This window comes from Oceanobacter kriegii DSM 6294 (assembly GCF_000422845.1).
GTDB classification, from domain to species: domain Bacteria; phylum Pseudomonadota; class Gammaproteobacteria; order Pseudomonadales; family Oceanobacteraceae; genus Oceanobacter; species Oceanobacter kriegii.
In genome coordinates, this window is the sequence record NZ_AUGV01000004.1 from 510782 (window position 1) to 531381 (window position 20600).

The window sequence follows — 20600 nt, forward strand, 5'->3', positions numbered from 1 at the left end:
GGGCTCCACTCCCCTCCTCTATACTCCTCAGGTATTGCCCCATGACCGCCAATACCATGACCCTGAAATCCTATTTGACCGCGATCATTCTGGTCACCATTACCCTGATTATTGCCGTGTCCGGTGGTTTGCTGGTGTTTGCGACCAAACAAACCTATCTCGATGGCGTCAGTCAGCGGGGCATTGAGCTGGCTCAGGTACTGGCCAGCGACGAACGCGTCATTGCCGCCATTCAACGTTCCAACAGCGGCACTCCAACCTCGTTGCAGGACTACATTGAGAACCTGCGGGCCAAAACCGACGCCTCCTATATTGTGGTCACCAACCGCGACGGCATTCGCCTTAGCCACCCGCTTCCGGAACGCATTGGCAAGCGGTTTATTGGTGAAGACATTCTGCCAACCCTGAATCAGGGCCAAACCCGCACCACCGAAGGGACCGGCTCCCTTGGTACTGCGATTCGTAATTTTGCGCCGGTGTTTGCGACTGCAACCGACGCTGATGCAAATTCATCTGCCAATACTCTGGCAGCCAATACCCAAAAAGCCAGAGAAGTCATTGGCGCCATCAGCATTGGCTACTTGCGCCAGTCCGTCGCCGATTTGTTGTTCCAGTATTACAAGGAAGCGATTGTCTGGCTGGGCATTATTTATGTGCTGGCGATCCTTTTGACGCTGTCTTTGCTGAGCAAACTCAAACGTACCTTTCTGGATTACGAGCCCGAAGAAATCGTCCAGCGTTTCAAGGAGCACAGCCTGCTGCTGGACAGCATTCGCGAGGGCATCATTGCCATCGACCGCGACCACCGTATTACCGCCATCAACAAAGCCGCCAGTTACTGGATTGCCCCCGACAAAAGCGACGCCCAACTGATCGGCCTGCCGCTGGACAGCGTATCGCCGGGGCTTGAGCAGCTGATCATTGATTCGCTCAGCCAACGCAACAAGCACTCGATTACCCTTGGCCGTCACACCTTTGCTGTAACGCTGTACCCGTTGAATGCCAGGCATCCGGGGCTTAATAACGCCGGTTTTATGATGGTGCTGAACCACGAGCAGGACATGTCCGAGCTGCAACAGGAGCTGGCTGCCACCACCGCTTGGGCGCAGCAACTGCGTGCCCAAACCCACGAGCACAACAACAAGCTGAACGTGATTTCCGGCCTGTTGCAGGCCGACAAGGTGCAAGACGCCATCGACTACCTGCAACAGGAAAGCGATCAACATCAGCAAATTCTCGGGGCTCTGGTAAAACGCATTGAAAACAGCCCGGTCGCAGGCATGTTGCTGGCCAAGCACAATTACGCCAGCAACCATCACATTCAGTTCACCCTCGATGAAGACAGCCAGCTGGGCAACTACCCGCAGGCCACCAACGATGACCTGATTACCCTGATTGGTAATCTGGTCGATAACGCCTTTGAAGCGGCACAGCATGCACAGGGCAATGCCCGCCGTTCGGGCAAGGAAAAAGTACCGTCAGCGGCGGTCAGCCTGTACCTGAGCGACCGCAATAAGTACCTGATGATTACCGTGGAAGACAACGGCAAAGGAGTGGATACCGCCATCGCCGAACGCATGTTCGAGCTGGGGGTCAGTGGTAAGGAAATTCACAGTGAGCATGGAATGGGGCTCTACTTGGTCAGCCGGGTGGTACATCGTTACAATGGCACCATCGACTGGGAGCGCATTGACGACACCACGGTGTTCAGCGTGTATCTGGACAAACGAGCATTACAACAATGAGCCAATTTTCTGTTCTGATCGTCGAAGACGACCCGCAGGCCAGCTATACCCTGGAACAAAGCGTTAACCAACACGTCGGTTTCCGGGTCATTGCGGCGGCGGAATCCGTAGTGGAAGCCCGCATGCAACTGGCCCAACAGCCGGACCTGGTGTTTCTGGACATTACCCTGCCAGACGGCGATGGTATGCAACTGCTGCGCGAAATGCGCCAGCAAGACTTTGCCGGAGCCGTCATTATGACCACCGCCGAGCGCGACTCCAGCACCGTGGCCCAGGCCATTCAGTTTGGTGTATTGGATTATCTGGTGAAGCCCTTGCGCCTTTCACGGGTGCATCAGGCGCTGGACGATGTGGTGGCGTTCAAGGAAACCTTGCAGGAATCCAATCAGGTCGACCAGCTGCAGATTGACGATCTGATGCGCAAGGGCAAGGCCCAGAACAAGGTTCGTAGCACCCCCAAAGGCATTGATGCCACCACGCTGGCCCGCATGGTCGAACACATCAAATACTGTCCGCAGCCGTTTTCAGCCCAGGAAGTGGGCGATGCACTGGCACTCAGCCGCATCACCGCCCGCCGCTATCTGGAATATCTGGAAGAGCAAGGCACTGTGGCCATGAGTCTGAACTACAACACCGGTGGCCGCCCCAAGCAGCTGTACCACACGGTGTAATTCTGTCCCCTGCCCAGCCGTGCTACTGTCTGATTACCCTCAGCCAGTAGCACAGGTCAGTCAGGTCTCAGGGGACCCCAACTTCCAGTAAAACATACCGGATTGCTTGTTCAGCACTTCCGCACTCCAGTATTTATCCACCGGCTTACCAGCCACGCCATAACACACATGCAGCGGAATCAGATGCTCTTCTCGCGGATGACAAAAGCGCGCATGCGGAGCCGCTGCCCAGTGATTAAAGCGTTCGCTGCGCTGGGCTTCGGTCAGCTGCTGGCTGGAACAGGTTTCCAACAACCACTCTTCAAATGCCAGATTGCGAGCCCGAATGTCCGGCGTATTGGGGGCAAAAAACGCCCGCATGTTGTGAAACGAAAAGCCGGAACCCAGTACCAGCAGGTTGTCGAATTCCAGCTGTTGCAGCGCCTCGCCAATCGCCAGGTGTTGCTGTGGGTCGAGGCCTTTCACCAGCGATAACTGCACCACCGGAATGTCGGCCTCTGGGTACATGATTTTCAACGGCACAAACATGCCATGGTCGTAGCCGCGTTTTTCCGTCCCCTGCACGGCAATGCCATTGTTCTGCAAGGCCGCAATCACCTTGTTAGCCAGGGTTGGGTGGCCCGGGGCCGGGTAACGGATGTTGTACGACTCCGGCGGAAAGCCGTAGTAGTCGTAAATCAACTCTGGCTGGGCCGCGGTAGTGACCGTTGCCACGGCTTCTTCCCAGTGGGCGCTGATCACCAGAATGGCATCCGGGCGTTGGATATCGGCCGTGATCTCATTCAGCCGCTGCACCATTTCACGGTGACCCGGATCACCCAGCAGCGGCATCGGGCCGCCACCATGGGAGATAAACAGGCTTTGTCTGTCCTTCATGGTATTACCTACAGTTGCGTTCACGGTGTTCTCTTTATTCTTGGGTAACTAAGTGAATATGCTTGGCTAACTCAAAGCACATCCGGACCAACCGGCACGATGCCACCCGGGTTCAGCGCCTTGATGGAGTAATAACCAGCCTTGATATGGTCAATACGCACGGTCTCGGCAATACCCGGCAAGGCCAGAATGCGTTTCATATACGCGTGCAGTTTCGGCATATCCAACACACGGTGGCGGTTGGTTTTAAACAGGCCGTAGTAGGCTGCGTCGAACCGCACCAGAGTAACAAACAGACGAATATCCGCCTCGGTCAGCTGCTCGCCCAGCAAGTAGGAACGGCCATCGGCCAACTGCTGTTCGAGCCGGTCCATGGCGTTGAATACGTTGCCATAGGCTTCTTCATAGGCTTGCTGGCTGCTGGCAAATCCCGCCTGATAAACGCCGTTGTTGAAGTTCGGATAAATCCAGTCGTTCAAGGCATCAATCTCTGCCGCCAGTGCCTGCGGATACAAATCCGGACCTTCACTGGTGAAGTTCACAAAGGCAGTGTTCAACATACGGATGATGTCGGCGGACTCGTTGCTCACCATGCGGTCGGTTTGCTTGTCCCACAGCACAGGGACGGTAGCCCGGCCGGTAAAGCTCGGGTCGGCACGGGTATACAGCTCGTGCATATAACGGCTGTTATGCAACGGATCGGCGCTGCTGCCCGGAAACTGGCTGCTGTCATCGACAGCAAACTGCCAGCCCTGATCGGTCAATACCGGATTCACCACCGAGACAGAAATCATCTCTTGCAGGCCTTTCAGCGCTCGCACCATCAGGGTTCTGGATGCCCAGGGACAAATGTAGGCGACGTACAGGTGGTACCTGCCCGGCTCGGCCTTGAAACCGGCGTCACCGGTGGGGCCGGCGCTGCCATCCGGAGTAATCCAGTGTCGAAACGACGAGGTCTGACGAATAAAGCGTCCTTCGCCGTCCTTGCTCTGTACCGGCTGCCAATCTTGCTGCCATTGCCCATTAACCAACATGATAGTGCTCCTGCTGTTGCATGATGAAAGCCGCCTCAGCTGATTCAGCATTGGCGGCCGTTGCGGCGTTCAATAAAGAATCAGTGTGCTGCTTTGGCGGCATCTGCGAGGTTGTCGCGCAGCGAGTTGTCTTGCTGCAAGGCGCTGAAAATCACATTGTCGAGCGCCAGCTTGCCTGCACCCTGCACCGCCAGAGCGACCGTTACCGCCAGCAGGCTGAGTGCGTATTCATAACCGCCGTTGCTGAGGAACAAACCGTGGCTGATGTGGGTGCTGAAGATAGCGACCACCATGGTGAATGCCGTCACCAGCGCTGCCGGACGGGTCAGCAGACCCAGTACCAGCGCCAGACCACCAAAGAACTCGGCACTGCCCGCCAACAAGGCCATCAGGTAACCCGGCTCCAGACCAATGCTGGCCATCCACTGACCCGTACCTTCAAGGCCATAACCACCAAACCAGCCAAACAGTTTTTGGGAGCCGTGGGCCGCCAGCACAATGCCAACCGGTACGCGCAGAATCAGCGCCGCCAGACCCGCGTTGCTGCGGAATACAGAAGCCAGGAAGTTTGAAGAAGAAGTGCTCATATCAGTGTCCTCATAACCGAGAAGGAAGTTGGGTTTCCGGTTGTCTCCGGAAGATGAGACCACTTTACTATCGCCTTATAGAGTCAGTAAGAGCACTTTCATTGCTTCTTTATAAACATAATGTTGATATTAGTGGCACGATTTAGTCGCTACAGTAGCGCCCTGATAACGCCACCCGTGTGGCTTCCTATAACGAGTTACGGCAAAGAGAACCGCTATGGACAGAATTGACGCCATGCGCACCTTTATTACGGTGGTCAATGAAGGTGCCTTCAGCCGAGCCGCCGAACGGCTGGAAATGTCGCCACAATTGGTCAGCAAGTACGTATCGCAGCTGGAACAGCGGCTGGGCGTACGACTACTGAACCGCACGACCCGCAAGGTGCACCTTACCGAAGCAGGCAGTCGCTACTTTGAACGCGCCCAGCAACTGCTGGACGACATGGACGATCTGGAAAACCAGCTCGACGACTGGCAAGACGGTGCCCAGGGTACTCTGAAAATCACTGCGCCGGTGTCGTTTGCAACCCAGCATCTGGCCCCACTGTTGTGTGACTTCCAGAGCGAAAACCCCAACGTCAGCATTGATGTGCAGTTGAACGACCGCAAGGTGGACATTGTACAGGAAGGCTTCGATGTGGCCTTGCGGATTGGCCACCTGAAAAACAGCTCGCTGATTGCTCGCCGCATTGCCCCGGTTCGACTGGTCACCTGCGCTTCTCCGGCGTATCTGGATCAGCATGGCCGTCCGCAAACCCTGCAACAACTGCGGCAACACCGCTACCTCAGATACAGCTATATGGATGCCGACACCGGCACCGCCCAGCATGCCGAGCTGTTTGCCGGTCGCCACCAGCACGCCGATCTGGTCAGCAACAACGGCGATATTCTGGTTCAGGCCGCCATCGCCGGAGCCGGTATTGCCGTGCAGCCGAGCTTTATTTGTGGCAAAGCCATCGCGGAAGGAAAACTGGAAGTATTGTTGGCGGATCAGGAACCCGAGCCAATGAACCTGTACGCGGTTTATGCCCATCGCCAGTTTTTGGCCAGCAAGGTACGCCGGTTTATCGATTTCCTCAGCACTTACTACGGCGAAGTGCCCTACTGGGATGCCTACAGCAACGGGTAACGCAGGTTTCCCTCACGCAGTCAGAACCCCCAAAGTGCACAGCATGCTAAAAACAACAATGCCGGACAAGCGCGCTTGTCCGGCATCAAGGTCCCTGGCAGCCTTCCATTCATACAACGACGAGGCTGTCGGGAGGGGGTGGTCATCGCTTGTCCCTGAATCTGGTAACAGCGAACCGATGACCAAACCCGATCAGTACATGGTACGCATCATCATGTTCAGCTGATCACGCTGGCTATCAGTCAGCATGGCAACCGCTTCCTGTTCAGCCTGCTGGGTGCTCTTGAAGTTGATGGACTCCAGACGCTGTTCCTGGGCATCGCTCAGAGACAGGGTTTCCAGCGCTTTCAGCAGTGGAGAGCTCAGCGTCAGGTGACGAGTTGGCTGCTGGGCGTGGTTTACATCGGCTGGACGCTCGGCCCAGTGAATGTTGTCGGTGGAACCGGAAGCAACCACTTTGGTTGGCAGATCAACCCACTGATGAGTCTCTGCCATGCTTGCAGCACTGCCCAGAGTGAATACGGATGCCAGTGCGCCAGCCAGAATAGTTTTGTTAATAGTGCTCATGTCGTCTTTCCTCTTGAATGGAATCAGTTTGAAAACGCGATGAAGCAGAAATCGCGTCATTGAGCAAACTGTACAATCCCATTAGCGATGCATTAAGACGTCTTTCATGGACTGATTAACAACAAAATAAGGACAATAGCAGCGGAACTTTTCAGAAACCCGCCAGTACATGGCCCGTTTTGACGTTTTTAGAGGATTCCGAGAGGCCTTGGCGAATACCCGACTGGCAGCAAACTACCTCCCAAAGACCAACAAAAAAGGAGGCACAATGGCCTCCTTCGGGTTCTCTCATCCTGCTTTCAAGCCAGCTTTTAACCCAGCTTTCAAACCAGCTCAGAGCCGGCGCTCAAGCGGATTGTTTTGCGGCTCAAGAACGACGCTTGTCATCAGAGCGCTTACCGTCCTTACGGCCCGGGCGGTCTTCACGCAATTCCTTACGCTGTTCGTCGGTCAACAGGTCCAGGGCGTTCAGACGCGCAGACGTTTCTACCAGGAAGACCTTTTTCTGCAGCTCAGCCAGCTCGGCGAAGGCTTTGTTCAGCGCCTTGCTGTCGAACTTGTCGGCACGGTACAGATCGCGAATCTTGTTGTTCACGTCCATCATGTCGCCACGGATGGCCCAGTCGTCCTTGCGCGCCTTGTCGCGGATGGCGGTCAGTTTGTCTTGCTGCTCATCGGTCAGCTCCAGCTGACGGAAGCCCAGATCCATACCACGAGGACCAAAACCACGAGCGCCTTTTTCGCCACGCTCGTCACGGCCCATACGCTTGAAGCCGCCGTCACGACGGTCGTCGCCTTTCACACGCAGTTCGTGCTGCTTGCCATCGCGCTTGGCGCTTTTATCGGAGCTTTCAGCGTTGGCACTAACGGCGGTCGCTGACAAACACACAGCCATCAGGCCAGCCGCAATCATTTTGGAATTCAACTTGTTCATGGCGTCTCCTTGTTCCCCGTCCGGGGAGAAATTGCTGGCAATACCAGCGTCTCTGGCGAGTGTTGGAAGGCATTTTTACGACTGGATGATTACTAAACCGGCTACCGAAAGCCTGTTTGGTATTTGCCCATGCGCAATCCCGATACCGGATTTGCCAATCCCAGATTGTCACAAGCAGGGAACACTGTGTTGCCCTGATTCAGACTCGCTGTTGTTTTTTCGCCCGGCGTTTCCGGGCGAGGACAGGGATAGATTGGCCTGCAGGCCGTTAAGACGCGGTTAACCTGCTGCAAAGAAAGGTGAAGATAACGTAAACCGATTGGCGACTTGAAACGCTTCAGTGCCGGTTAACGGTTGACAAAAGCGTAGCAGCGCCAACAAACATACCGGCAAAACCCCGGTTCATCAGCTTCTGCTGACGTGGCGATTTCAGGTAACGCAGCACTTTGGCCGCCAGTCCGGTGTAGCCCAGCATCACAATCATATCGACCGCAATCATGGTCACCATCATCAGGCCATACTGTGGCATCAGCTCGTTGGCCGGGTTAATAAACTGCGGCAGCACCGCCAGCATAAACACAATCGCCTTGGGGTTGCTGATGTTGACCAGAAAGCCTTTGAAGATCAGCACCTGTGGCGACTCACGCCGCTTGCCGCCTTCAAATTCCCGCGCTTCGGCTTCCATATCGGTTGCCACCGAGCGCCACTGCTGCCACGCCAAAAACAACAGATACAGCACACCAAACCATTTGATGACGGCAAAGGCGGTTTCAGACGCCGCCAGCACCGCGCCCACACCGGCGGCAACAATCAGAATCTGCAACGCCAGCGCGGCCTGCAAACCAATGACGTTCCAGTAGCCATAAGGAAAGCCGTACTTCATGCCACTGGCCATGGACGCCACTGCGCCAGCACCGGGAGAAATACTGATGATCCAACAAGCGGCAAAAAACGCCAGCCAGGTTTCCAACGACATACACAACTCCTGCGGGCCCGGCCCGATGGCCAAACCCGGATACTATTTTTGACGACGCTATTATTGGATTTCGTGGTGAAGGGAAACAGAGTCAGAGAGCGGTAAAAGGAGCAGTACAGTTTCGGTGTCGGATGTCGGGTGTCGGGTGTCGGGTGTCGGGTGTCGGGTGTCGGGTGTCGGGTGTCGGGTGTCGGGTGTCGGGACAAGTGCATCAAACACCGCCCCGCAAACCAACATCCACTTACTACCAACAAACACAGACTGGTAACTGGTTACACCAGCTGTTCCAACCAGCTCAGAATCAGGCTTGCCAAGGCCTCGCGGTCTTTATCCGTGGCTTTGCCTTCCGCGAGGGTATTGGCGAGTTTCAATAACTGACGCTGTTGCTCGGACGCAACGTCTCGCAACACGCTTTGATTGCCCGCATCAGCGACGGTATCGGTGCGGTTACCGTGGGAGTGGCTGGCAATTTCGCGGTAAAACAGCAACGCCCTGTCGAGCAATACCACCGGGAACTGAGGGTTTTTACTGGGCCCAACCGTTACCCGGGCGCCACCCAGCGGAATAGCCTTGATCTTCACCCGGGTCAGTTCCGCGCCCAAAAACCAGGCACTGCCGCCGCCAATCAAAGCCCCTGCGGTGGCAAACAAACCGGCCGACAAACCACCTACGGCGGCTTCCAGAGTCACCCCCACCCCAGCGCCCATACCGGCGGCTGCCAACAACACCTGCTTGCGGGTTAAACCCAGCACCTCCCAGGTGGTTTCTGCAAACAGGTCCTGATGCAGCACCGATTGGGCGGGTAAGGTCAGGTTGAAGTGATTGTGCAAATACAGCTGTCGAATGCTGCCAAACAGGCTCTGCTCGCGCTCGGCAATGGCTTTTTGATAGTGCCCTAACGCTTGCTCGGTTGCTTGTTCATTGCTGGCTTTCTGAGCCTGCGACGTGCTGCCTAACAAGCCGCCCAGCCCGCTTAAACCAGAGCTGCCAGAGCCGCCTGAACCAGAACCACTCAAACCCGATGCCGATACTTTTTGCTCAATGGTCAGCTGCAACGCAAATTCCAGGTAGTCGAGTATCTGCTCAGCCACTTGCTGACGGCGCTGTTGCCAGTTGTGCTCAAACGCGGCAATCGCCTTGTTGAGCTGCGGCTCCCAGCTTTGCTGAATCGCCTTGAGGGTTTCCAGTAAAGCCAGCCGTTCCGGAAAACGCGCCTGATGGGCGTTGAATTCCCGAATAACGTTAAAGTGACGACGAAAGGCTTGTTCCCAGTCCGGCAAGTAGTCGCGGTCGTTATCCTTGAAGTTGATCACCGCCATCCGCGGTTTGTTTACCAGGCGCAGGATTTCCATTTCAGCCTGATCCACCGCCAGCAAAGGCCGTGAACAATCGACCACGTATATCACCGCAGCGCCGTCGGCCAGTGGTTGCAGCAACTGGCAATCGTGGTGGAACACGGGGTCGTTTTCAAAAGTATCCAGACAAGCGCGCAGTAGCTCATCGTCGGTTTTGCCGCTGTCACGCATCCAGTCGAGAATACGCTGAGGGTTCTGAAACCCCGGGGTGTCCACCAGCTCCAGCACGGTTTCGCCGGCCAGATTCACAGGGAAATACTGGCAGTGAGTGGTTTCACCGGGATAGTCGTTCACCACTACGCTGTCGTCTTCGGTGAGGGTCGACAACACCGACGACTTGCCTTCGTTCGGGTGGCCAATCACAGCGATCAAAGGGTGCCCGCCATTGGCTTTCGAGGAACGAGCCATAGCGTTAAACACGGTCGTCATTGGCTGTCTCCCACATCCACGTGCAGCAACATATTGTGGCACTGCAACAGGTCGAGTTTCTTGCGCCACACTTCCGCCAACCGCGCAGTAAGTGGCTTGCTGACCGTATCAGCATCCGCTTGCCGCTGGGGTTTGCCCAACAGCACCAGGTGCAGTTGTTTGGCGTCGGTGTTGTGAGCCTGCAGCTGCTCGGCCAGTACCTTCAACTGTTGCAAGGTTTCTTCAATCGGTGGCTGCCAGCCTTCCAGTACCAGCCAAACGTCCTGTCCGGCTGGGACTTGCGCCTGTTGCAAGCGTTGCAGCGGGCTGATCTCAAGCGCACTGCCCGACGCTTGCTGGAGCCAGTGACTCAATGCCTCAGCAGGATAGCGTTGCAGCGTTTCCTCCAGCACCCACAGCCGCAACGCCGCCGGTTCCGTGCTGGTGATGTCCGTCATGGTTGCCAGTGGCGTGTGGCTATCGGCTTGCTCGCCAGTGTGTTGGCTCGGCTGACTGTGACTGGAAAAATCCACCGATTGCATACGACGCCACAGAGCCTGATCGTGGTAACCATCAAAAGCCGGTTGGCGCAGCCAGCGGGCTTCCTGAACCACTGCCCAGCCCCAGACCAATAGCCGTGGCAACAAGCCGTAAACCAGAACGCTGAGCACCATAAACGGCCACCAGGTACGGAAGTCGTCGGCGGCGAAGTCAGCAACCTCACTGCCCAGCTGAATGCGGGTGCTGGCAATCTGGGCCAACGACGGATAACCGCTGCCTTCGCCCAGCCACCAACTCCACGGCGTCGCCAACCATTGCACCAGTGCATGCACGGTATCGGCCGACGCGGTCAGTGAGCTTTGCCAGCCAAAGGCACGGTCGGTAACCGCCAGCAACACCAGCACACAGGCCAAAGCACCCAGGTTAAAACCCATGCCGAAGGTCTGAAATAACCGCATCACGCGGTTCAGCATCAGCGGTTTGTAGCGTTGCAGCATTTGCTGCATCAGCTGTGTTTTGATGGCCGCGTCGTCACGGGATTCGCGGCTGCCGTCAGAACCGGCGTTTGCAGGCGCATCGGTCGCTTTGCCCGAAGCAAGCGCAGACAAGCCACTCAAATGACGGGACGCCAGCTTCCAGCATTTACGCCACACGCTCTGGGCCAGCAGTGCCAAAGGCTGATACCAGCGGGCAAATACGTTCTGGCCCATGGCCGCGGCCACCAGCGTGAACAATAAGCCCACCAGCAACAGCAACTGCGGTAGTACCAGCAGAGCCAGAAACAGGGCCACGTTAACCGGCACTGAACCGTCGTAAAACATCGCCGAACTGGCCAGACCCGCGCCGGATAGCAAACCAATCAGCAACATGATCAGACCGGCAGTACGACTGCTGTGTTCCAGAATATCGCCGCCGTCGGTCGCCAATGGCTGTTGTCGCAGTCGCTCGCTTAGCCAAAACCGATACACAAGAGCACGACGCTTGGGCTCGGCTGCCCGCTGGTAAATATCGCGGTCGCGTTGGGCCAGTTCAGCATCGCTTTGGCTGCTGCTCTGGTCTTGCAGGCGCAGTTGTTCAAATCGAACCAGGTCGGCCAGCGTCCAGCGCCTGTGGTCAGACGCCCTGGCAGTCGTGGTATCGGTGGAATCCTTCGGGGATGACGGGTGCAAGAGAAAACCTGATGTAAAACAGAAAACCCAAGAGTAACGGCGCAGTACCGAGTCATACAAGATACTTAAAACCGCAATAGCAAATTACAATCGTTGGGCGGGAGCTTAACCGACGCCATGGCATCCAAGGACAGAAATCATTCGTGAGGATCACGATCATGGCCCATGCCGAATCAGGACACGCTCCAGGTTTCCAGCCAGAAGGCGAACCCAGCCGCTGGTACGATTTTCTGTGCTATTCGTTGATGTTTGCTGCCGTGGCAACGGTATTCATCAAATACCTGTTTCCCATTTCCTTTGCGCTGGCCTACCAGCAACCAGTACTGACGCACGTGCAGTGGGACCTTTGGCCTGCGGTGCATTTCTGGCTGGGCTGGTCGCTGATGCAACACAAGTCCTATGCGCTGACCGCTGCCTTGTTGGTGACGGTGGTTGAGATTGCCTTCAGCGGCCTGAAACTGGCGATGTTTTTTGCCAACCCGGAATGGACCATCTGGAACGCTAACTGGATGTTGAACGAAGCCCTCTGCGCGTCCATTTTTGTGGCCTTGTGGTACACCGCCTGGCGTCGCCCGGAAATATTCCCCAATGCCTTTATGCCGTTGCCCTCCAAGGTCCACAGCGAGCGCCGCTAACGGGGTTGAACACAGCCCTGCCTGAGCGTTAGTGTCGTGCTTTTAACGCTCAGGATGTCTGGCTTATGACCGCTGCTTCTCCCTCCCCTTTTGACTTCGATAGCCCCATTGAGCGCCGTGGCTCAGGGTGCTTCAAGTGGGACTCCAATCCGTCTGCCGACACCTTGCCGATGTTTGTTGCCGATATGGACTTCAAGGCACCGGAGCCGGTGTTACAAGCATTGCAACAGCGGGTGGCGCACGGTGTATTTGGTTACACCTGGGTTCGCGACGAATACTTCGACGCGGTGAATAACTGGTTCAGCCGCCGCCACAACTTTCCCATTGAACGTGACTGGATTTTGCCGACCATTGGCATCGTGCCAGCGGTGTCTGCGATTTTGAAAGCCTTCACGGAAGACGCCAGCAGCCACGTCGGCGTGATGGTGCAAACGCCGGTTTACCATTGCTTCTTTTCGTCCATTCGCCGCATGGGCTGTGACATTGTTGAATCGCCGCTGGTCGCCGATGCACAAGGCGTGTACCAGATCGACTTCGAGCAATTTGAACAACAAGCCGCATTGCCGACCACCAGGGTGTTTTTGCTGTGCCACCCGCACAATCCATCCGGTCGGGTGTGGAGCATCCATGAGCTGATCCGCATGGGTGAGATTTGTGCCAAGCATGGCGTTACCGTGGTCAGCGATGAAATTCATTGCGACCTGATGTTCCCGGGGCTGACGCACACGCCGTTTGCCACCCTGACGCCAGAGTTCAAGGACAGCTGCATTACTCTCAGCTCACCCAGCAAGACCTTTAACCTGGCCGGGCTGCAAATAGCCAATATCGTCATTGCTAACCGTCGCTTACGCAGCAAGGTTCAAAAGGCGCTGTTTGCCCACGAACTGCAAGGGGTGAACCCGTTTGGCGTTGAAGGACTGATCGCCGCTTACAATGAGGGTGAGGCTTGGTTGGACGCCCTGCGCGACTATTTACAGGACAACTATCAGTACATTCAGGAGCAGCTGGCAACGCACTTGCCAGAGATAACGGTATATCCGCAGCAAGCGACTTACCTGGCCTGGATCGACTGTTCGGCGCTTGGCCTCAACGGCGATGAGCTGGCCAAAAAACTGTTGCAGGAAGGCGAATTACGCATCAGCAGCGGCATGGGCTTTCTGCCGTTCAGCGGCGCTCATGGCGACCAGCAGAACCACTTTATTCGGCTGAATTTTGCCTGCCCACGCAGTGTGCTGGACGAGGGATTGCAGCGGATGTTCCGGGTGCTGAAGCCGCTTCGGGAATAAATTCCCTCCTACACCGTACTAGCAATAGTCGTACGAGCAATAGACACAAAAACGCCCGCATAATGCGGGCGTTTTTAATGGCTATTCAAATCACGCTGCGTCGTCTTTCAGCGATGCCATATCGATCACAAAGCGGTAACGCACGTCGGATTTCTCCATCCGCTCGTAGGCTTCGTTGATCTCTTCCATCCTGATCATTTCACACTCCGGCAAGACGCCGGTTTTGCCGCAGAAGTCGAGCAACTCCTGGGTTTCACGAATACCGCCAATCAAGGAGCCAGCAATGCGACGGCGACCGAGAATCAGTGGCACAGAGCTGAATTCCGGCATCGCGCCAACCTGACCGACCATCACCAGGGTACCGTCGGTTTGCAGCAGCGGCATGTACGGGTTGATGTCGTGTTTTACCGGCACGGTATCGATGATCAGCTCGAACTGGTTGGCCGCGGCCTTCATGGCGTTAGCATCGCTACTGACCAACAAGGCATCACCACCCAGCGCGGCGACGTCCTTGGCCTTGTCGGCGGTGCGGCTCAGTACCGTCACGTGGGCACCCATGGCAGCTGCCAGTTTCACCGCCATATGACCCAGACCACCAAGGCCAACCACAGCAACCTTGCTGCCCGGGCCTACGTTCCAGGTACGCAGTGGTGAATAAGTGGTAATGCCTGCACAGACCAGTGGCGCGACCTTGGCCAGGTCGAGGGTCTCCGGCACTTTCATTACAAACTCTTCGCGCACCACCACATGCTGGGAGTAGCCCCCCAGGGTATGGGTTTTCAGGTGCTTGTCCGGGCCGTTGTAGGTATCAACCCGTTCGCCGCAGTACTGTTCTTCACCCGCATGGCAATGGGAGCAGGTCTGACAGGAATCCACCATACAGCCGACGGCGACGTGATCGCCGACCTTGTATTTGCTGACATTGGCACCCACCGCACGCACCCGGCCAACAATTTCATGGCCCGGTACCGATGGGTACAGACTCCAGCCCCAGTCGTTGCGAGCGGTGTGCAAGTCGGAGTGACAGACGCCGCAGTAGAGAATATCGATGGCGACATCTCCGACGTTGGGCTCACGACGTTCAAACTCATATGGCGCCAAAGGACTGGTTGGGGTTTGGGCTGCATATCCCAGGGTTTTCATAACGAATGTCTCCCGTTTGGATGGGTGATATTTATTGGCTGACCGTCAGTGTTTTCAACCACTGCACGCGCTCCGGGTCGCGGTGATCAAAGAACAGACTAGCCCCGGACTCCAAAGCCGCAATGGCGGCCATGTCATCGGTAGCTTCTGCAATCTGAGACACGCCAAAGCCCAGCATCGGCATTTCAACGCCATTGTTCAGTGTTGTCACAGGTACAGTGGCCTGGATGCATCAGGATGAGAAACAGCAGAATTGGAAACATTAGACATGGATTAACTCCAGCGTTGAGACGGAATAGCGCCACTCTAACAAGCGTATAAACCCGCGATTAGTCCGGATAATTAGATAGGATTAATGAGCAACAATCATGAAACCTGACGGTACACTGTGGTGAAACCACAGGCGTCGGCGTAACCGGCACCAGATTTGCCCAATACTCATACCGACCAACGTCAGGAATTTGCCATGGCCCGTGACCAATATTCTGAACTGCAAGCCTTTATCGCGGTGGCCCGTCATCGCAGCTTCACCAAGGCCGCCAACGAAATGGGGCTTTCGCAGTCGGCACTGAGCCACACCATTCGTGGCCTGGAAAAACGTTTGGGCATCCGCTTGCTAACCCGCACCACCCGCAGCGTGTCACCGACCGATGCCGGTCAGCGGCTGATTGACCGGGTGGCAATCAAGTTTGAAGACATTGATGCCGAGCTGGCAGCCCTGACAGAAATGCGCGACAAGCCTGCGGGCATGGTGCGACTTTCCTGTTCTGACCACGCTGCCGAGCAATACATCTGGCCACGGCTTAAACCCCTGCTACGGGAATACCCGGACATTCAACTGGAGGTTCGCATCGACTACGGGCTCACCAACATCGTCGAAGAGCGACTCGATGCCGGGGTACGGCTGGGCGAGCAGTTGGAACAGGACATGATCGCCATCCCGATTATGCCCAAGGCCCGTATGCTGGTTGCCGCCAGCCCAGACTACCTGAAAGGCAAGTCGCTGCCGCTGGTACCGCAAGAGCTGCTGGAGCATCAGTGCATCAATATCCGGCTGCCAACCTTTGGCGGCAACTACGCCTGGGAATTTGAAAAAGATGGCCGAGAGCTGAAGCTGCAAGTGTCCGGACAGGTGACCTTTACCAATGTCGACCACATCATTCAGGCAGCACTGGATGGCTTTGGCTTTGCCTTTATGCCGCAGGAGTCACTGGCGCCGCATGTAAAACGCGGCGATCTGATCACCGTATTGGAAGACTGGACACCGTCGTTTGCTGGTCTGTACCTGTATTACCCTAACCGGCGAGAGGCGTCGCCAGCGTTCAAACTGGTGGCTGAAGCCTTGCGATATAGCCCCGAGTTGCACCCGATGATCTTTGAGTGAGCGTGTCCCACTGGCTCAATCATGAATAAAACTTCTAAACCCTCTCCAAATACCCCGATTTATTGATCAGTCCAAAGCCCTCATGCTGGTGTTCCGACGTTTTACCGGAGCACCATCGTGAACCATTCCCGCTCTTCATCAACCGACGCAACGACTGTCGCCACTGATCCTGACTCCACGACGCAGAACAGCCCGGCACATTCCAGCCCTGACTCCTCCAGCGCGGCTGCGGTGCTGGCAATTGTGTTGTCGTGCTATTTGCTGATCATCGTCGATATATCCATTGTTATCACCGGCTTGCCGGAGATTCAGCAAGACCTGGGGTTTTCATCCACCACCCTGTCGTGGGTGCAAAACATCTATACCCTCGCCTTTGGCAGCCTGCTGCTGCTTGGCGCGCGCAGTGGTGACCTGTTGGGCCGACGTCGCATGCTGATGATTGGATTGACGCTGTTCGCGTTGTCTTCCTTGGTGATTGGCATGGCCAGCTCCCCCGCCATGATGCTGATTGGCCGTGCCGTTCAGGGAGCCGGAGCCGCCATTCTGGCACCGGCCACACTGGCACTGCTGTCGGTGTATTTTCCGGAAGGTCCACAGCGCGTCAAAGCGCTGGCCTGGTACGCGGCTACCGCCGGTATTGGTTCCAGTTTGGGGCTGGTACTGGGAGGTCTGTTGGCTGGATGGTTAAGCTGGCGGGTGGGCTTTTTCATCAATGCGCCGTTTGGCTTGCTGCTGATACTGGCCGCCTGGAAAGTGCTGGATGAGACCGACACCCACGATGGCACCTTCGATCTGGGCGGTGCGGTTACCTCAACACTGGGAATGAGCGCTCTGGTGTTTGCCATTGTGCACTCTTCCACCGCCGGCTGGGGCGACATCTATACGCTGATCGCGCTGACCGCCGCACTGCTACTGCTGAGCCTGTTCGTAGTGATCGAAGCCAATCACCATCATCCCTTGCTGCCCTTGCGCTTGTTCGAAAGCAGCGAACGGGTGGTCGCATACCTGGCCCGTATGCTGTTTCTGGGATCAATGGTCAGCTTTCTGTTTTTCAGCACCCAGTTTATGCAGGGGGTGCTGGACTTTACCCCGGTTGAAGCCGGTTTCGCCTTTCTGCCATTTACCGTGCTGACCTTCGTGGCATCCACCCAGGTCCCCCGGCTGACGCGACGTTTTGGTAACAGTCAGGTGGCGCTGATGGCCTGCGTGGTATTGGCGATTGGCATGGGCTGGTTGGCGCTGCTGGACGAGCATTCAGATTACTGGAGCGGACTGGCGCTGCCCATGCTGCTGATTGGCCTTGGCAATGGCGCCGTATTGGGACCGCTAACCATTGCCGGGGTATCGGGTGTAAACAAGCAGGATGCCGGAGCAGCCTCCGGCGTGGTGAATGTGGCCCACCAGCTCGGTGGCACATTGGGGCTGAGTATTCTGGTGGTGGTCTTTGCTGCCGCTGGCAGTGGCTTACCCGACGGCCATCATAAACTGGCGCACCAGTTGGCGGCCGGGCTGGATGGCAGCTTCGTCATGCTGATCGTTGCTGCCGTGCTGCTGTTTGGGTTTAAGAGAGCGTCCCTTACTACTCAAAACAAGCGCGGCTGATACCAGCACCACTAACCATAGTTAGATACCTCGATCAGGTTCTGATCGGGGTCGCGGAAGTAGAGGGACACAATCGGTCCGGTGGCGCCAGTACGCTCAACCGGGCCTTCTTCGATCGAAACACCGCATTGCTGCAAATGCGCAGCAGCCTGCTCGAGGCTGTCGTCGATGATAAAACACAAATCCGCACTGCCCGGCTGAACTCGACCGGCCTTGGGTTCAAACTCCTGACCATACTGGTGCAAATTGATTTTCTGCTGGCCATAGGCCAGAGCAACGCGGGAGCCTTTGAAGACCACTTTCTCCATGCCCATCACACGCTGGTAAAACTCAACGGTGGTATCGATGTTGGCGACAGTCAGAACCAGATGATCCAGTCGGTTCACGTTCATAATGATGTTCCTTTTCGTATTGTTGTTCTTACGGGTGTTACTGTAGAGCGCTTTGCTGCGACAGAACTCAAGCGCCCCAGTGTCCCATGTCGAGGGCTTCCATCACCAGCTCAACAGACAGCGCCGCCAGCACCATGCCCATCACCTTGATCAGAATATTGGCACCGCCTTCACCAATAATGCGCAGAATGCGGGTTGCTCCCAGCATCAGCAGTAAAGTAACCGCCAGAATGGCAATCAGCACGGCGGCAGTACCGGCCTGAGTGGCAATCGGGAAGCGGGAGTTATCGGTCAACAGAATCACCGCCAGAATGGCACCCGGCGATGCCGTTGCAGGAATCGCCAACGGGAAAACGGCAATGTCGTGGCGGGATTCCTTGGACTCGTTGGAGCCGGAAGGATCGCCAAAGATCATCTGCAAGCCAAACAGGAACAGAATAATGCCCCCGGCCAGCTGCAAGGACACCAGCTGGATGCCCATGGCTCCCAGCAACAGCTGCCCCACAATGATGGACGCCAGCAGTACGCCGCCAGCATAAAAGATGGTTTTGAACGCGGTTTTGCGTCGGGCTTCGGCGGTCATGTGCGCGGTCATTCCCGCAAACAGTGCCATGGTGCCAATGGGATCAATGGTGGCCCACAGAATAAGGCCATCCTGAAAGAATTTGTCGAGCATGAAGGTCCCTGATAGGTAAGTGGCGATGGGCATAAGTCCAGCGCCTTGATTACATGAGACTATCACGCTCGCAGGCAGTTCAGCAGCCTGTTGAGGATGTTGGACAATGCAGAAATTGTCCAACTCACATGCCTACCGGCCGCCGCGCTGCGGACCTTGTGAACGACTGTCAGCAGCCGTTGCCACTGTTGATTTGTTACCAATGGTGCGGGTGTCGGTTTTCTTCAACTTGTCGAAGGAACGTAAACCGCCAATGCCCAGCATGCTGGTGACGATGGCAAACAGCAGCTCACCCGACAGCGGCGCCGGAGGCTTCACGGTGCATTCGCTCAACTGTTCTGTCACGGGTACCAGCGCCTTGGCCAGCTCTTCTGCCGCTCGGCCACCCACGGTCGCCTGACTGTTAGCCACCTCCGCAGCGGCCTGGGTGATTTCGACCAGTGGCGCGCTGGCAAAATGGCAAGGAATCACCCCAGTGGCCTGAAACGTGGCCCAGAACCACAACAGAACCGGGTACAACAAAAACTGGTAAGCCAGCGCAATACCGCCAACCCAGCCAATAAACGGCCGCCAGCCAGCAACAAACAGGTTCGGGTTTTGCGCCTCCTGTTTATTAATTTCCATTTGCCCTTCAAGCAGTCTGCCTTCCAGTTCTTGCCCTTTCAGGGCCAACTGCAAACGTTCTTCGTCGGTGGTTACCAGGTTGTCGGAAATTTTGCCGACCCCTTCAATAATGGAACCAATGCCCAGCAAGCTCATGCCAATCCCTCCAGCGTTCGGTTGATCCATCCCAGCAGGAATTTGCGCTGGCTGTCGTTGTTGTTGACGATTTCCGCATAGCGGGCAATTTTGGCCAGCGCGTAGTTGGCGACGAACAGCTCGGTGTGGGCCTGATTAATCTGCGCCATGCTTTTGGGGCCGATGATGCCATCGGGTGTTGCCCCGACGACCAGCTGAGCCAGTTTGGCTGCCGTACGAACGCCAGCATTGACGCCAAAATCGAACAGGCTTTCAGCGATGGCCTGGCTTTCTATATCGCCGCCGCCGAGCTTGTCCCAGTAATGCTGTTGATAGAAATCGCGCACCAGATCGGTGATGGCAGGATCATCCGGGTCTTGCTTCAGGCGTTGCCACCCTAGCCATTGCGGATGAAAGTTTTGTGCTATTCCGGCGTAGGTTAAGCCGCCGCGGTCATTGCTGACCTGATGCAAGGTGTAACCGCCTTCATTCAAAATCATCTTCTCGAAGGCGCACAGAAAATCAGCCACCGAAACCTCCCTGTTTGTGGATGTGGGCAAGGTACCCATACAAAACGTGAAACAGTCGTCAGTCTGGCAGCTTTTTGTGACTGGGCAAGATCAAAAGTGGACCAATAAAAGACGATTCCGACATTTTGTCGGTTTAGGGGCAATGACTCGGCCTGTGGCAGGCGCTGTAGCTCGGGGTTGAGGGTTGAGGGTTGAGGGTCGGGAGTTGGGAGTCGGGAGTCGGGAGTCGGGAGTCGGGAGTCGGGAGTCGGGAGTCGGGAGT

21 protein-coding genes are annotated in these 20600 nt (G+C 56.2%); 7 read left to right on the forward strand and 14 right to left on the reverse strand.

The window, feature by feature from the left end; translation table 11 throughout:
* Window positions 1-41: 41 nt before the first annotated feature.
* Both G516_RS0105210 and G516_RS0105215 read left to right on the forward strand, forming a co-directional pair.
* On the forward strand, window positions 42-1745 hold the full coding sequence (locus G516_RS0105210) for a sensor histidine kinase (protein WP_028292773.1): 1704 nt from the start codon (window positions 42-44) through the stop codon (window positions 1743-1745).
* Entirely contained in the window at window positions 1742-2416 is a 675-nt protein-coding gene (locus G516_RS0105215) for a response regulator (protein ID WP_028292774.1), read from the forward strand. Before G516_RS0105210 ends, G516_RS0105215 begins: the two co-directional genes overlap by 4 nt.
* Window positions 2417-2476: 60 nt before the next feature.
* Here the strand turns inward: G516_RS0105215 and G516_RS0105220 are convergent, their stop codons facing one another.
* The 3 genes from G516_RS0105220 to G516_RS0105230 all read right to left on the reverse strand — a co-directional run bounded on the left by G516_RS0105220 (window position 2477) and on the right by G516_RS0105230 (window position 4913).
* Entirely contained in the window at window positions 2477-3292 is an 816-nt protein-coding gene (locus G516_RS0105220) for a DODA-type extradiol aromatic ring-opening family dioxygenase (RefSeq protein ID WP_036534465.1), read from the reverse strand.
* Between the two features lie 71 nt (window positions 3293-3363).
* On the reverse strand, window positions 3364-4326 hold the full coding sequence (locus G516_RS0105225) for a glutathione S-transferase family protein (RefSeq protein ID WP_036534468.1): 963 nt from the start codon (window positions 4324-4326) through the stop codon (window positions 3364-3366).
* 80 nt (window positions 4327-4406) lie between these two features.
* Window positions 4407-4913 carry a DoxX family protein gene (locus G516_RS0105230; protein WP_036534471.1) on the reverse strand — a complete coding sequence of 169 codons (507 nt, stop codon included), beginning with the start codon at window positions 4911-4913 and terminating at the stop codon, window positions 4407-4409.
* A gap of 217 nt (window positions 4914-5130) precedes the next feature.
* Here G516_RS0105230 and G516_RS0105235 point away from each other — a divergent pair, with 217 nt between their 5' ends.
* Window positions 5131-6042, forward strand: a complete 912-nt coding sequence (locus tag G516_RS0105235; protein WP_028292778.1) for a LysR family transcriptional regulator — start codon at window positions 5131-5133, stop codon at window positions 6040-6042.
* A 192-nt stretch (window positions 6043-6234) separates the two neighbouring features.
* On the opposite strand, the gene G516_RS0105240 is transcribed toward G516_RS0105235, so the two are convergent.
* The 5 genes from G516_RS0105240 to G516_RS0105260 all read right to left on the reverse strand — a co-directional run bounded on the left by G516_RS0105240 (window position 6235) and on the right by G516_RS0105260 (window position 11952).
* Window positions 6235-6609, reverse strand: coding sequence for a hypothetical protein (locus G516_RS0105240; RefSeq protein WP_028292779.1), 375 nt, complete (start codon window positions 6607-6609; stop codon window positions 6235-6237).
* Window positions 6610-6976: 367 nt separating this feature from the next.
* Window positions 6977-7543, reverse strand: a complete 567-nt coding sequence (locus tag G516_RS23725) for a Spy/CpxP family protein refolding chaperone (protein ID WP_051218953.1) — start codon at window positions 7541-7543, stop codon at window positions 6977-6979.
* Window positions 7544-7880: 337 nt separating this feature from the next.
* Window positions 7881-8519, reverse strand: a complete 639-nt coding sequence (locus G516_RS0105250) for a LysE family transporter (protein WP_028292780.1) — start codon at window positions 8517-8519, stop codon at window positions 7881-7883.
* A gap of 272 nt (window positions 8520-8791) precedes the next feature.
* A complete protein-coding gene (locus G516_RS0105255; protein WP_051218954.1) occupies window positions 8792-10303 on the reverse strand; it encodes a GTPase/DUF3482 domain-containing protein in 1512 nt (503 codons plus the stop codon).
* Complete coding sequence (locus G516_RS0105260; RefSeq protein WP_028292782.1) at window positions 10300-11952, reverse strand: DUF2868 domain-containing protein; 1653 nt, start codon at window positions 11950-11952, stop codon at window positions 10300-10302. Before G516_RS0105260 ends, G516_RS0105255 begins: the two co-directional genes overlap by 4 nt.
* A 158-nt stretch (window positions 11953-12110) precedes the next feature.
* Here G516_RS0105260 and G516_RS21125 point away from each other — a divergent pair, with 158 nt between their 5' ends.
* Both G516_RS21125 and G516_RS0105270 read left to right on the forward strand, forming a co-directional pair.
* The gene (locus G516_RS21125; protein ID WP_051218955.1) at window positions 12111-12587 is read left to right on the forward strand and encodes a hypothetical protein; all 477 of its coding nucleotides are present in this window, start codon (window positions 12111-12113) and stop codon (window positions 12585-12587) included.
* A gap of 65 nt (window positions 12588-12652) precedes the next feature.
* A complete protein-coding gene (locus G516_RS0105270; protein WP_028292783.1) occupies window positions 12653-13873 on the forward strand; it encodes a MalY/PatB family protein in 1221 nt (406 codons plus the stop codon).
* 90 nt (window positions 13874-13963) lie between these two features.
* Here the strand turns inward: G516_RS0105270 and G516_RS0105275 are convergent, their stop codons facing one another.
* Complete coding sequence (locus G516_RS0105275; protein WP_028292784.1) at window positions 13964-15016, reverse strand: NAD(P)-dependent alcohol dehydrogenase; 1053 nt, start codon at window positions 15014-15016, stop codon at window positions 13964-13966.
* Window positions 15017-15047: 31 nt separating this feature from the next.
* Complete coding sequence (locus G516_RS24595; RefSeq protein WP_211225061.1) at window positions 15048-15227, reverse strand: hypothetical protein; 180 nt, start codon at window positions 15225-15227, stop codon at window positions 15048-15050.
* A 216-nt stretch (window positions 15228-15443) separates the two neighbouring features.
* On the opposite strand from G516_RS24595, the gene G516_RS0105285 reads away from it, so the two are divergent.
* Together G516_RS0105285 and G516_RS21130 are read left to right on the forward strand one after the other, a co-directional pair.
* Complete coding sequence (locus G516_RS0105285) at window positions 15444-16400, forward strand: LysR family transcriptional regulator (protein WP_245582611.1); 957 nt, start codon at window positions 15444-15446, stop codon at window positions 16398-16400.
* 117 nt (window positions 16401-16517) lie between these two features.
* Window positions 16518-18002, forward strand: coding sequence for an MFS transporter (locus G516_RS21130; protein ID WP_084644870.1), 1485 nt, complete (start codon window positions 16518-16520; stop codon window positions 18000-18002).
* A gap of 11 nt (window positions 18003-18013) precedes the next feature.
* Here the strand turns inward: G516_RS21130 and G516_RS0105295 are convergent, their stop codons facing one another.
* The 4 genes from G516_RS0105295 to G516_RS0105310 form a co-directional block, all read right to left on the reverse strand.
* Entirely contained in the window at window positions 18014-18394 is a 381-nt protein-coding gene (locus G516_RS0105295; protein WP_028292786.1) for a VOC family protein, read from the reverse strand.
* Window positions 18395-18461: 67 nt separating this feature from the next.
* Window positions 18462-19070 carry a MarC family protein gene (locus tag G516_RS0105300; protein WP_028292787.1) on the reverse strand — a complete coding sequence of 203 codons (609 nt, stop codon included), beginning with the start codon at window positions 19068-19070 and terminating at the stop codon, window positions 18462-18464.
* A 132-nt stretch (window positions 19071-19202) separates the two neighbouring features.
* Window positions 19203-19829 (reverse strand): 3TM-type holin, encoded by a 627-nt coding sequence (locus tag G516_RS23730; protein WP_051218956.1) that lies wholly within the window; start codon window positions 19827-19829, stop codon window positions 19203-19205.
* Window positions 19826-20338, reverse strand: a complete 513-nt coding sequence (locus G516_RS0105310; protein WP_028292788.1) for a glycoside hydrolase family 108 protein — start codon at window positions 20336-20338, stop codon at window positions 19826-19828. Before G516_RS0105310 ends, G516_RS23730 begins: the two co-directional genes overlap by 4 nt.
* Window positions 20339-20600: the final 262 nt, after the last annotated feature.